The following is a 12,852-nucleotide window of genomic DNA, read 5'->3' on the forward strand; positions in this document are numbered from 1 at the left end:
CTTCGCTTTGCTCAGGATGACAGCTTTTTTTAACAATCGGGCCGCTTACTTCAGCACCTCGGCCAGCTTGGCGGCCAACGCCTCGCCGCGCAGGTTTTTGGCAATGATGCGGCCCTGCGGGTCAATCAGAAACGACTGCGGAATGGCTTTGATGCCGTAGGCCGCCCCGGCTACGCTGTTCCAGCTGGCCAGGTCCGACACGTGGTTCCAGGTGAGGCCGTCCGACTCAATGGCTTTCACCCATTTGCCCTTGTCCTGGTCGAGCGACACCGAATAGATGGTGAAGCCCTTGTCCTTGAACTTGTTGTAGGCCCGCACCACGTTGGGGTTTTCCTGGCGGCAGGGGCCGCACCAGCTGGCCCAGAAATCGAGCAGCACGTACTTGCCGCGCAGGCTGCTTAGCGCCAGGGTTTTGCCTTCGGGCGTGGGCAGGTTAATTTCCGGGGCCATTGCGCCCTGCGCCGTCACGCGCATGGGTTCGAGGCGGGCGGTGAGCTCCTTGGTGAAGGGCGACTCGGGGTTGGCCTTGCGCTGCACGGCGGCCACCGAGTCGGCAAACTGAAACTCGTCGTCGGGGTTCAGGAACGCGCCCACGGCGAAGCCGCTGACCACCGACGTGGCGTTTTTGCGAATCAGACCCTTTAGCCGGGCATTGTTGCGGCCCTGAATGGCGAAGTATTCCTTCTCAATGGCCTTCATCTCGTCGGTTTTACCAGCCTGGCCGGCGGCGTTGTAGCGCTTGCCGAGGTCTTCGAGCTGGGTTTTGCTGCCGTCCATCACCTGCGTGAGCTGGCGCAGCACTTCGGCATCCTTGCTGCCCTTCACGGCGTAAGTGGCGGGCAGGCTTTTGGCGTCGCCGGTTACCTGCACGTGGGTTTTGTTGTCGAGGAATAACAGCACCTGGTTGCCCTCGTCCACCTTCAGCTGGTAGATGCCGGGGGCCAGGGCGGTGCCTTTCAACGTGAACTTGCCGCTGGCATCGGTTTTGGTCTGGGTTTTCTCGACGAACTGGTTGCCGGTGAGCTCGCCCAGGTGCAGCACGGTGCCGGCGGGGGCGTTTTTCAGTTGGCCGGCCACTTCGTAGCCATCGGCGGCGGCGGCGTTCTGGCAGGCTCCGGCGAGGCCGAGCACGGCGGCAGCCACAAGGGTCAATTTCATGGGGTGGTTCATGGGAGAAAAATGGGCGGCCTGGCGGCCGGATGCGAAGAACGCCGAATGGCGGCTGAAAAGTTTGCCCGCAAGGCCGGCCTCTATCCGTCGAGGCCGGCGCGCAGCAGCTGGTTGGCCAGCTTGGGGTCGGCCTTGCCGCCGGTCAGCTTCATGAGCTCGCCCATGAACATGCCCGTGAGCGACTTTTTGCCGGCGCGGTACTCGGCTACTTTGGCTGGGTTGGCGTCGAGCACCTGCTGCACCAGGCCGGCCAGCTCGCCGTTGTCGGCTTGCGTGAGCAGGCCCAGGCTTTCGGCCGCGCCGGTAGCGTTGGCGGTGGGGTGCTCCAGCAAATGCGGGAACAGCTGCTTGCTGGCCACCGAGTAGTTCAGTTTGCCGGCGTCAATCAGCTCGATGATGCCCGCCAGCTGAGCGGCGTCGAGCGGGAAGTCGCTCATGGTGAGGGCGCGCTCGTTCAGGTACGACTTCACAGGGCCCATCACCCAGTTGGCGGCAGCTTTGGCGTTGGGCGTGAGGCGGGCCAGGTCGTCGAAAAACAGCGCCACTTCCTTCTGGTCAATCAGCACCGAGGCGTCGTAGTCGTTGAGGCCCAGCTCGCCCACGAAGCGGGCGTAGAGCTGCTGCGGCAACGCCGGCAGCTCGGCCGCCACGCGGTGCAGCCATTCGTCCGAAATCACCAGCGGCGGCAGGTCGGGCTCGGGGAAGTATCGGTAGTCGTTGAGGGTTTCCTTGCTGCGCTGGCCGTTGGTGGTGCCGCTGGCGGCGTCGAAGCCGCGGGTTTCGCTGTCCACTTCGCCGCCGGCCTCCAAAATGTTAATCTGGCGCTCCACTTCGTAGGCAATGGCGCGCTGCACGTTGCGGAAGGAGTTCATGTTCTTCACTTCCACCTTCATGCCGAACTGCTTGGCGTCCTTCAGCATTACCGAGATGTTGGCGTCGCAGCGCAGCGAACCTTCCTCCATGTTGCCGTCGCAGATGCCGAGATATTCCACCAGCTTCTTGATTTCGGCCAGGTACGCGTAAGCCTCGTCGCCGGTCCGAATGTCGGGCTCGCTCACAATTTCGATGAGCGGCACCCCGGCGCGGTTCAGGTCCACGAGGGTTTCGGTTTCGCCGGCCAAGTGCATGCTCTTGCCCGCATCTTCCTCCATGTGAATGCGGGTGATGCCCACGCGCTTGGTGGCATCGCCCACGCGCACGTCGAGGTGGCCGTCGTAGCAAATCGGGGTTTTGTCCTGGGTAATCTGGTAGCCCTTGGGCAGGTCGGGGTAGAAGTAGTTTTTGCGGGCAAACAGGTTGTCGCGCCGAATCTGGCAGTTGGTGGCCAGGCCCATTTTCATGGCAAACTCCACGGCCGTGCGGTTCACTTTGGGCAGGGTACCGGGGTGGCCGAGGGTGATGACCGACAGGTTGGTATTGGGGGCCACGCCGTACTCGTTCTCGTCGGCCGAGTACATTTTGCTGTGCGTGAGCAACTGGGCGTGAACTTCCAGGCCGATAACGGGCTGGTATTTGGCAAGGGTGGCTTCGTCCATTTTCGTGTAAAAGCGGGGTACTGGGGCTTTCTGCCCCTAAAGGTAACGGGTACGGCGAAGCTGCGCCTATTTCAGGGCTCGAACTGATGCCCACCGCCGCGCTTGCCTACCAATTCAGCGGGTTTGGGCTGGCCACGTACCGGCCCGGCCGCTGCGGCGGCGATTCCAGGGTGTAGTAGACTGGCACAATGAGGCGGCTCTTCACCACTTCCCCGTCGCGGCGGGCAGGCACAAACGTCCGTTTCAGCTTGCCGGCGGCCCGCAGTGCGGCATTGTTCAGGAAAGGCGTGGCCGAGGCCACCACGCGGGCGCCGGTTACGTTGCCGCTCTCGGCCACCAGCAGCTCCACTTCCACCACCCGCTTCCAGCCCTGGGGCTGCCCTTGCTGGTTCAGCGTCGGCATGCCAAGCGTGAGGCGGACACTTTCGCGGCGCATGGCCCTGGTTTCCTGAGGATTCAGGCGCACGGCGCGCCGCAACTCCTTTATCAGCTCCTGGCCACCGCCCGGGTAAAGCGGGAGTTGCTCGTAGGCAAAAAAGGGCAACGGCAAGCCCTCGGGGCTGTAGCACGTGCCCATGCCGCCATGGCCGTTCACGTACCGCTCGCGCCGTTTCAGCACGCCGCTGGGGTAGTAGGTGAGCAAATCGCCGTGGCGCACGCCGTTCACAAAATCTTCCTTGCTGCACATGCGCCCATCTTCGTACCAGGTGGTGAGGGAGCCGTAACGCAAGCCCCGGGCCAGGTTGGCGTACGGGATGTATTGCTTCAACTTGCCCGAGGGGTAATACACCCGCACCACTGCGCTCCCCAGGCTGTCGCGGTACGATGTTACGACGCGGAAACTAGTCGAATCCGGAACCGCGACGGGCTGAAAATCAGGCGACAGGTAAGTAGTTGCCGGAGGTGGCACGCCCGGCCGGAGCACCTGGGCCAGTCCGGCCGCGGGCAGCATCAGCCAAAGTCCGGCGTAGAGGAGCAACGTTTTCACGGAGGGCAAAAAAAAGGGAAACACTGAATTGCTTCGGTGCTTCCCCTAAAATTACGAACTAGTCGGGACTGGTTGCGGCCTTACTTCAGCGGCTTGTGCAGCTGCTGCATGGCCATCATCTGCTCCAGGTTTTTGCTCATGCCTTCGTTCGAGCCGTCGAGGAAGATGACGTTGCCCTGCCCCTGCTCGGCAAAGTGCTTGATGGCCTCGGTCCACATCGAGAAGTACACCAGCGATGGGTCGAGGTGGTTGTCCGTCACCTGCTGCACGGCCAGGGCCAGGCCCTTGGTTACTTCCTCGCGGAACAGCGCCACGCCCTGGCCGCGGAGCTGGGCCGCGATTTTTTCGGCTTCGGCCGCAATTTTAATGGCGTTGCCCTCGGCCTCGGCGGCCTTGGTTTTGGTGATGAGCAGGGCCTGGCCTTCGTTTTCGGCGGCCGCTTTCAGGTTATTCGAGGCTACTACTTTAGCCATCGAGCGCATGATTTCCTCGTCGAAGGCAATGTCGTTGAGCTGCAAATCAATGAGGTGGTAGCCCCAGCTTTCGAGCGTGGCATCGAGCTGGTCCTTCACGTGCAGCACGATTTCGCCGCGCAAACTCAGCACCGCCGCCTGGCGCTGGGTAGCCACGAAAGCCCGGATGCTGCCTTCCACGGTGCGCACCAGTGCCTGCATCAGGCTAGCCTCGTTCACGAACTTGAAGGCCACGTTCTTGATGGCTTCTTCGCTCTGGTCGAAGGCGGCGTACACCAGCATGGCCTTGAAGTTGACGTTGGCCTGGTCGATGGTAATAGCCTGGAAATTAAGCTCCAGCGAGCGGTTCTGAATGGAAATCCGCTTGTAAATCGTTTCGATGAACGGCAGCTTGAAATTGAGCCCCGGCAGCAGAATGCGGCGGTACTTGCCGAAAGCCGTGACGACGGCCACCGTGCCCTGCGGCACAATCACGAAGCACAGAAACAGGGCCAGCGCCAGCAGCATCAGCGCTATCAGAAAGAAGGTGGGCATGAGTGAAAGCAGGAAAAAGATGAATGAGAGCCGAAATGTCGGTTAAAAAAGCTCCGCAATGCGCAAGCAAGGGGCGGCTTTGGGCCATGTATCGCAGGCCCGCAGCCGGTATTACACCTTAGGCCGCAAATTAGTCGTTCATCACCGGCACGTAGGTGTCCATAAAGGCCGAGGCGGTGCGGTTGTAAGCGTCGTTGTACTTCTGGCGCTGCTGGTTGAAGGTGGCAATGTGGCCGTTGATGGTCTGCACGTCGGCTTTGGTGAGGTGGTCCTTGTTTTTCATCAGCTCGGCCATCTGCACAAACTGGTTGGCGCACAGCACCACGTACATGTTGGCGTAGTCGCGGGCCGCGTTGCGGTAAGCCATGTCCTTGCCCCGAAACCCGGGCAAAGCCGCCAGCTCGGCGGCCGTTTTGTCGGCTTCGGCGCCGACGGCCACCCGGGCGGCTTCGAAGGCGGCGGCATCCTGGGCATTAAGCGCGTCGGAGAGGCGGGCGGTGAACTTTTGCAGGCGGAAATACGGCAGGAACACCTCGTGCTGGTAGTGGTTCACCTCGTCCACGGCCTTAGCATAGGCCGAGAGCTTGGCCGACTCGCGGCTGGTACTCAGCGAGAAGCCCTGGGCTTTGGCAAAGCGCTGCTGAGCGGCATCCACGCTGTCGCTCACCACGGCCAGTTTTTTGTTGGCAGCTTCCTGGGCATCAAAAAAGCGCTGCATGGCTTCGTAGCTGTCGCTGCGGGTGCTGGCCAGGGTATTCACCTGCTTAAAATCAGCCGAATACACGTCCAGGGTGGTCTTGAAGGCCCGGATGGCCGCCAGCCGAAACTCATCGTTGCCTTTGAAAGCGGCCAGGTGCTGCAGGCGGCTGAGGGCCAGTTTGTTCTGCTCCACTACTTCGAGGCGGCGGTTTTCAATCTTGCGGTCGTTTTCGCTGTGCGCCGCTTTGCTGATGTAGCGCAGGTTTTTCTTGAGCAGGTCGACCTGCTCGGCCACAATGGCGTTGTTGTAGGCGCCCGGGTCCTGGGCAGGTGCTTGTGCCGCGGCAGGCCGGGCAATGGCAGCGAGCAGGTACACGCTGGCAACTTGGGTAAAAAGACGCATAAGCAAAAGAGGAAAGAAAATTGGAGGTAAAAAACTGAATTATTGCAGCTTGAAGCTGACCGGAATGGTGAAGAAAATATCAACCGGCTCGCCCAGCATTTTGCCGGGCTCGAAACGGCCCAGGGCCCTCACGGCATCGAGCACGGTGGCATTGAACAGCGGCGAGGGCGATTTCAGAATGCGCACGTTGCGCACAAAGCCCGCGTCGTCGACCAGGAAAGTGGCGAACACCCGGCCGGATTTCTGCTGCAGCAGGGCGTCGGGTGGGTAGCTCACGCGGCTGGCCACCGCGGCAACGATGACTTGGTCGCCCCCACCGTTCAGGGTGGGTTTCACCTGGGTTTGCCGGTCGTATTTCAGCGGTTTGCCCTCGGGCGTGAAAGCGACGCCGGAGTTGCCGAAAAAGCCGCTTTTCAGGTTCGTGCGGCAGCGCACGCTGCCCGAGCGGTAGTATTGCACGTAGGGCTCTACCGGCACATCGTTCTGGTAGCGGCAGCGGCTTTTCACTTCCCCGGTTTCGTAGTAGCTGGTTTCGGGGCCTTGCTTGATGCGCTGGGTGAAATCGAGGTAGGCCACTTCGCGCCGCAGCCGGCCCGACGGGTAGTAAATGCGCAGCTGCCCGCCGGCCGGGCTCTGGAAAACCATTTCCTCGCGGTGGTCGGCGCTGTCGGCGTGGGCCACGAGCCGGCCCTGGGCATTGTAGTAGCTGGCCTGGCTGGCCGGCACGGCGGTGGGCAGCGCCTGTGCCCCTGCCGCGCCGGCCCACAGCCCGCACAGCGCCCAGATGGAGGCCGAAAGTTTCTTCATAACAAACCCAATACGGGTCGGTAGCCAGCCCGTCCGAATTTACCTCGGCGGAGCTGGCCGTACCACTCGCCAGATGAAAAGTTGAACTATAATTTCTGTAGCTTACCTTCAACGACCAACTGGCCAACAGGCGCTTACGCCCGGTCAATTATCCCAAACCCGAAAATTGATGGGCACCGTCAGCTCGTAGGCCACGGGCTCCCCATCGAGCAGGGCTGGCCGGAAGGCTTTGAGGTGGGCCACATTCCATTCGGCCTCCTGCTGCAGGCGCTGAAAACCGTCGAGAACGTGCCGCGGATAGGTGTGCTGGGGTTTCCAGGGCATGGCGTGCACCTGCTCGACCCGCCCCTGCTCGTTCACCGTGAACCGCACGAGAATACGGGCATCCATGCCCATCTGGGCCACTACTTCGGGAAACACGCCCTTGTGCACGGCCGCGTGCGCCACGGCCTGCATGTCGCCGGCACCTTCGGAATACACCGGCGGCTGCAGGTAGTCGAAGTACGGCACCGGCTGGCCATCGGGCCCGAAACACTCGCCCGCCGTGCGCGTGGCACGCACGTACCGGTCGCGGCGGCGCAGGGTGGCATCGGGGTAGTACACCAGCAGCTCGCCGTGGCGCTGGCCCGCCAGGTAGTCTTCCTTGGTGTGCAGCTGCCCGCTGGGGTACCAGGTAGTGCTGGCGCCGTGGCGGATTTTCAGGCGCAGGTGGCCGTAGGCGGTTATCGACTGCAGCTTGCCTGCCGCGTCGTACTTGCGCACGGTGCCCACGAGGCTGTCGCGGCGCGTGGTTTCGAGCCGGTAGCTGGCGCCTTCGGCCGAGGGCAGCCGGCGGTGCGCGGCACTGTAGTATTCGACGGTTTTTGGTACGGGCGCGCTGGCCGTTTCCGGCTCGGTTTGCGCCACGGCCGGGGCGGCCGCAAGCAATAATCCGGGCAGCGCCCGCAGGACGCCCCAAAACTTGTTCATCGGGTAAAAGCTGAACGGGTGCGTGGAAGGCCGGGCCGCAATAAAAACGGCAACGGTTGGATACACCGCTTCAAAGATGCTACATTTTGGGGAGTTGTCCAACGCTTTTCTGCCAGCCGGCAGCCCTTCGGCAACCGTCCGTTCAGGCAATGCGGCAGGTGATGGGGATTGTAAACGAAACAGCCACGGCCCGCCGGTTTTGCAGGCCCGGCTTCCAGCGCCGCTGCCCCACCACCATCACGGCCGCCTGGGCAGCATCGTCGATACTCGGCGACACGCTGTCGATGATGTGAATGTCAGTCACCAAGCCGGCCGGCGACACCACAAAGCCTACTTTCACCCGGCCTTCCTCCTGGTTGCGCAGCGCCACGGCGGGGTACTTAAACGCCCGCTGAATATCCTGCACCACGCGCGCCGTGTCGCCGCCCGGGTACCGGGGCATCTGTTCGGTGTAGGTTCCGGAGGCCAGTGGCTCGCAGCAATAATAATCGGTGAGGTGGCCGTCGGTTGTTTGCCGGCGCAGGCGCAACTCTTCATTGGGGAAGTAGCAGAGCAGCAATAGCTCGTTGCCGCGGTGGGTGCGCTGCCGGCGCACCGGGCCCCAAGGGAAATACCAAGTGCGGCGCTGCCAGGGCTGGCCCGCTTCGTCGAGGCCGGTTTCCAGCTGTTCGGCCAACCACTCGGGGCCGGTATGGCAATTGAATGTGCGACGAACGACGAGGCCCCCATCACTGGTTTCTTCGGTTCGGTAGGGCTCAACCGGCCCGGCGGCCGGCGGGGTGGGCGGCGGGTTTTCCGCGCCGCCCACGAGTTTTTTCAGCCAGGCCAGCATGTCCTTACAGCGCCGCCGCTACTGCGGCTTCGGCTTTGGCAATGGCCGCGCCCAGCCCGGCCACGTTCTTGCCACCGGCCGTGGCGAAGAAGGGCTGCCCGCCGCCGCCACCCTGGATTTCCTTGGCCAGCTCGCGCACCAGCGTGGTGGCGTTGAGCTTGCCGGCCTGGGCAATTTCGTCGGCCAGCATTACAGCCAGCTGCGGCTTGCCATCCACTTCGGCCCCGAGCACCAGCACGAGATTGGGCACGGCCTGGCGCAGGTTGAAGGCCAGGGTTTTTAGCGCGTCGGCGCTGCCGGCCTGCACCTGGGCGGCCAGGAAATTCACGCCGTTCAGCCCCTTCACCTGGCCCACGAGCTGGTCTTTCTGCTGGTTGATGCTTTGCTGGGCGAATTGCTCGATTTGCTTGCGCAGGCCGGCAATCTCCTCGCCCTGCTTTTCCAGGCTGGTGAGCAGGTGCTGAGGGTTGCCAAGCGTTTCGCGCACCTGAGCCAGCAGGTCGAGCTGCGCGTCCACGTAGGCTTCGGCCGCGCCGGCCGTCACGGCCTCGATACGGCGCACGCCCGCGCCCACCGCGCTTTCGGTCGTAATTTTGAAGTAGCCGATGCTGCCGGTGTTCTGCACATGCAGACCGCCGCACAGCTCCACCGAGTAGTTGCGGTCGAAGGTGATGACGCGCACGAAGTCGCCGTACTTCTCGCCGAACAGGGCCATGGCGCCCAGGTTTTTGGCCTCGGCAATGGGCACGTTGCGGCGCTCGTCGAGCGGGATTTGCTGGCGGATGCGCTCGTTTACCAGCTGCTCAATCTCGCGCAGCTGCTCGTCCGAAACTTTGGTGAAGTGCGAGAAGTCGAAGCGCAGCAGCTTCTCATTCACGAGCGAGCCTTTCTGCTGCACGTGGCTGCCCAGGATTTCGCGCAGGGCAGCCTGCAGCAGGTGCGTGGCGGTGTGGTTGTTCTTGATGAGCGCGCGGCGGGCGGCGTCGGGCCGGGCCAGGAATTCCTCGGTCAGTTCCTGCGGCAGCTCCAGCGTGGTGTGGATGATGAGGTCGTTTTCCTTTTTGGTGTCAATCACGCGCACCTTGCTCAGGGGCGATTCCAGGTAGCCGGTATCGCCAATCTGGCCGCCGCTTTCGGCGTAGAAGGGGGTTTGGTCGAACACCAGCTGGTATTCGGTTTTGCCCTTTTTGTCGATTTTGCGGTAGCGCAGCAGGCGGGCCGTGGCCTCGTCCTGGTCGTAGCCCACAAACACGTTCGGGGCGTCGGTTTCGGTCACGGTCACCCAGTCGCTCTGCTCGGTTTCCTGGGCGTTGCGGCTGCGGCTTTTCTGCTGCTCCAGCGCCTTTTTGAAGCCTTCCTCGTCCACCGTCAGCCCCTTTTCGCGGGCGATGAGGGCCGTGAGGTCGAGCGGGAAGCCGAAGGTATCGGAGAGCTCGAAAGCGGTTTTACCGTCAATCACGCCGCCGTTGGCGCGGGTGCTTTCTTCCAGCGCATCGAGGCGGCGCAGGCCGGTTTCCAGCGTTTTCAGGAAGGCAATTTCCTCCTCCTCAATCACGCGCTGCACGAAAGCCGTCTGGGCTTTCAGCTCGGGGAAAATGCCGGCCATCTGGTCGGCCAGCACGGGCACCAGCTTGTAGAGGAAAGGCTGCTTCTGATTGAGCGACGAGAAAGCGTAGCGCACGGCCCGGCGCAGAATGCGACGGATGACGTAGCCGGCCTTCACGTTGCTCGGCAGCTGGCCGTCGGCGATGGTGAAGGCGATGGTGCGGATGTGGTCGGCGATGACGCGGATGGCGATGTCCGTTTTCTCGTTTTCGGTGGTAGGTTGGTCCGTCACCTTGGCGGGCGCGGTGCCGTGGTACTCCACGCCTACTTCTTTGGCAATGAACTGGATGAGCGGCTGGAAAACGTCGGTGTCGTAGTTCGACTTCACTCCCGACACGGCCATCATCAGGCGCTCGAAGCCCATGCCGGTGTCTACGCTCTGCTCGGGCAGCTTGATGAGGGACTTGTCGGCCAGGCGCTGGAATTCCATGAACACGTTGTTCCAGATTTCCACCACCTGCGGATGGTCAGCATTCACGAGCTCGCGGCCGGGGGTAGCGGCGCGCTCCTCGGCGGAGCGCAGGTCGATGTGGATTTCGGTGCACGGGCCGCAGGGGCCAGTGTCGCCCATCTCCCAGAAGTTGTCCTTCTTGTTGCCGGGCAAAATCCGGTCATCGGTGGTGTAGGTGCGCCACAGGTTCTGGGTTTCGGTGTCGGCGGCGGTGCCGTCCTTCTGGTCGCCCTCGAAATAGGTGACGTAGAGCCGGTCCTTTTCCAGCTTGTACACTTCCGTCAGCAGCTCCCAGGCCCAAGCAATGGCGTCCTTCTTGAAGTAGTCGCCAAAGCTCCAGTTGCCCAGCATCTCGAACATGGTGTGGTGGTAGGTGTCGTAGCCTACTTCCTCCAGGTCGTTGTGCTTGCCGCTCACGCGCAGGCACTTCTGGGTGTCGGCGATGCGCTTATAGGGCGCGGGCTTGTTGCCCAGGAAATAGTCCTTGAACGGGGCCATGCCGCTGTTGATGAACAGCAGCGTGGGGTCGTCCTTCACCACAATCGGGGCTGAGGGCACGATGTGGTGGCCTTTGCTGGCGAAGAAATCGAGGAACTGCTGGCGAACAGCGGAAGCGGTGGGAAGTGACATAAGCAGCGCCAACCCGAAGTTGACGAATGAGGAGAAACCGTTGGATTATCTCCGCCAAATAAGCCGGCAGCAACGCATAGCTGCGAATTTTAGGCTACTTTTCGGAGTATTTGCAAAGGTAGTCCTATGCCCTATAAAGAGCGCAACATTGAGAAACAGTACTTCACCATTGGCGAAGTAGCCGCTCAGTTCAAGGTGGCCGAGTCGCTGGTGCGCTTCTGGGAAACCGAATTTGACGAGCTGCGCCCCCGCCGCAGCAAGAAGGGCAACCGCCTCTACACGCCGCAGGACATTGAGGTGTTCCGCACCATCTACCACCTGGTGAAGGAGCGCGGCTACACCATTCCCGGCGCGCGCGACATGCTCAAGCAAAAGGGCCCGCAGCTGAAGGAGAAGATTGACGTGGTGCAGAGCCTGGAGAAAGTACGGGCGTTTCTGCTGAGCCTGAAGAAGGAAGTGGAAGCGGCCGGCAAGGCAGAGCCGGACGCTGCTGAGTAACCTTTTATGCCGGCGTCTACCACTTCCGACACCCTTTTCCACGAGCTCGCCCTCACGCTGCTGCCCGGCATCGGCCCGCAGCTCACGCGGCAACTGATGAGCTACGGCGGCGCGGCCAAAAACGTGCTGATGATGCCGCCCGGCAAGCTCCGGCGCATTCCCGGCGTGGGCGACGCGACCGTGAAAATTCTCACCGGCAAGGAGCGCGAAGCCGCGTTTCGCAAGGCCGAAGCCGACTTGAAAAAGGCCGAAAAGGACGGCGTGGAAATCATTTTCTACACCAGCAAGCGCTTCCCCAGCCGTCTCAAGCTGATTCCGGACGCGCCCGCCATTCTCTATTACCAGGGCACGGCCGACTTGAACGCGCCCAAAACCGTGGCCCTGGTGGGCACGCGCAAAAATACCGACTACGGCCGCGAGCAAACCGAGCGCATCATTGCGGGGCTGGTGCCGCACCGGCCGCTGGTGGTGAGCGGTTTGGCTTACGGCATCGACATTATCGCGCACCGCGCCGCCCTGCAGGAAGGCCTCGAAACCGTGGGCGTAATGGCCACGGGCTTGGATAGAATCTACCCGCACACGCACCAGAAAACGGCCGAGAAAATGCGCGAGCAGGGCGGCCTGCTCACCGAATTCCCGTTCGGGACGCCGCCCGACCGCTACAATTTCCCGGCCCGCAATCGCATCATCGCCGGCTTGGCCGATGGCACGGTGGTGGTGGAGGCGGCCATTAAAGGCGGCGCGCTCATCACGGCCGAGCTGGCCCTGAGCTACGACCGCGACGTACTGGCCGTGCCCGGCAACCTGGGCTCGGCCGCCTCCGAAGGCTGCAATGCGCTGATTCGCGACAACAAAGCGGCCCTGTATGCGGAGCCCCGCGACCTGGAGCAGCTCCTGAACTGGGACGCGGCCCTGCACCAATCGGGCAAGTACAAGCCGGTTCCCTCCTATTCGGCCGCCGATTTCACGGCCGACGAGTTTGGCCTCATCACCGTGCTGGCCGCCGCGCCCGGCCGCGAAAGCCAGATGGACGACCTAGCCTGGCAGGCCCAGTTGCCCATTCACACCGTGGCGTCGCTGTTGCTGGGGCTGGAATTTAGGGGCGTGGTGCGGGCGCTGCCGGGCAAAAAGTTTGCGCTGATGTAGCAGGCGGGCTGCCAAATAAAGACCCCCGTTCCTGCGCAATTGAATTAGCCAAATAGCCAGATGATGATTTGAGCCAGATACCCCGGCTAGCGTGTAGCTCGGCTGGCTAACC

11 protein-coding genes are annotated in these 12,852 nt (G+C 62.4%); 2 read left to right on the forward strand and 9 right to left on the reverse strand.

What is annotated here, in order from left to right; genetic code table 11:
- Positions 1 to 45: 45 nt before the first annotated feature.
- The 9 genes from MON38_RS09160 to alaS all read right to left on the reverse strand — a co-directional run bounded on the left by MON38_RS09160 (position 46) and on the right by alaS (position 11,096).
- A complete protein-coding gene (locus tag MON38_RS09160) occupies positions 46 to 1,158 on the reverse strand; it encodes a TlpA disulfide reductase family protein (RefSeq protein WP_241935852.1) in 1,113 nt (370 codons plus the stop codon).
- Positions 1,159 to 1,250: 92 nt separating this feature from the next.
- Positions 1,251 to 2,705, reverse strand: coding sequence for an Asp-tRNA(Asn)/Glu-tRNA(Gln) amidotransferase subunit GatB (gene gatB, locus MON38_RS09165; protein ID WP_241935853.1), 1,455 nt, complete (start codon positions 2,703 to 2,705; stop codon positions 1,251 to 1,253).
- A gap of 106 nt (positions 2,706 to 2,811) precedes the next feature.
- A complete protein-coding gene (locus tag MON38_RS09170; RefSeq protein ID WP_241935854.1) occupies positions 2,812 to 3,693 on the reverse strand; it encodes an energy transducer TonB in 882 nt (293 codons plus the stop codon).
- 80 nt (positions 3,694 to 3,773) lie between these two features.
- Positions 3,774 to 4,700 carry an SPFH domain-containing protein gene (locus MON38_RS09175; protein ID WP_241935855.1) on the reverse strand — a complete coding sequence of 309 codons (927 nt, stop codon included), beginning with the start codon at positions 4,698 to 4,700 and terminating at the stop codon, positions 3,774 to 3,776.
- A 130-nt stretch (positions 4,701 to 4,830) separates the two neighbouring features.
- Positions 4,831 to 5,802 carry an LIC11966 family surface protein gene (locus MON38_RS09180; RefSeq protein ID WP_241935856.1) on the reverse strand — a complete coding sequence of 324 codons (972 nt, stop codon included), beginning with the start codon at positions 5,800 to 5,802 and terminating at the stop codon, positions 4,831 to 4,833.
- A gap of 39 nt (positions 5,803 to 5,841) precedes the next feature.
- Positions 5,842 to 6,609: an energy transducer TonB gene (locus MON38_RS09185; protein ID WP_241935857.1), complete on the reverse strand. Its 768-nt coding sequence runs from the start codon at positions 6,607 to 6,609 to the stop codon at positions 5,842 to 5,844.
- A 144-nt stretch (positions 6,610 to 6,753) separates the two neighbouring features.
- The gene (locus MON38_RS09190) at positions 6,754 to 7,578 is read right to left on the reverse strand and encodes an energy transducer TonB (RefSeq protein ID WP_241935858.1); all 825 of its coding nucleotides are present in this window, start codon (positions 7,576 to 7,578) and stop codon (positions 6,754 to 6,756) included.
- A 142-nt stretch (positions 7,579 to 7,720) separates the two neighbouring features.
- On the reverse strand, positions 7,721 to 8,410 hold the full coding sequence (locus tag MON38_RS09195; protein ID WP_241935859.1) for an energy transducer TonB: 690 nt from the start codon (positions 8,408 to 8,410) through the stop codon (positions 7,721 to 7,723).
- A 4-nt stretch (positions 8,411 to 8,414) separates the two neighbouring features.
- Positions 8,415 to 11,096 carry an alanine--tRNA ligase gene (alaS, locus tag MON38_RS09200; RefSeq protein WP_241935860.1) on the reverse strand — a complete coding sequence of 894 codons (2,682 nt, stop codon included), beginning with the start codon at positions 11,094 to 11,096 and terminating at the stop codon, positions 8,415 to 8,417.
- A 126-nt stretch (positions 11,097 to 11,222) separates the two neighbouring features.
- On the opposite strand from alaS, the gene MON38_RS09205 reads away from it, so the two are divergent.
- Together MON38_RS09205 and dprA are read left to right on the forward strand one after the other, a co-directional pair.
- A complete protein-coding gene (locus MON38_RS09205) occupies positions 11,223 to 11,594 on the forward strand; it encodes a MerR family transcriptional regulator (protein ID WP_241935861.1) in 372 nt (123 codons plus the stop codon).
- Positions 11,595 to 11,600: 6 nt separating this feature from the next.
- Positions 11,601 to 12,740, forward strand: a complete 1,140-nt coding sequence (gene dprA / locus MON38_RS09210; RefSeq protein ID WP_241935862.1) for a DNA-processing protein DprA — start codon at positions 11,601 to 11,603, stop codon at positions 12,738 to 12,740.
- Positions 12,741 to 12,852: the final 112 nt, after the last annotated feature.

It is taken from the genome of Hymenobacter cyanobacteriorum, from assembly GCF_022631375.1.
Taxonomy (GTDB): domain Bacteria; phylum Bacteroidota; class Bacteroidia; order Cytophagales; family Hymenobacteraceae; genus Hymenobacter; species Hymenobacter cyanobacteriorum.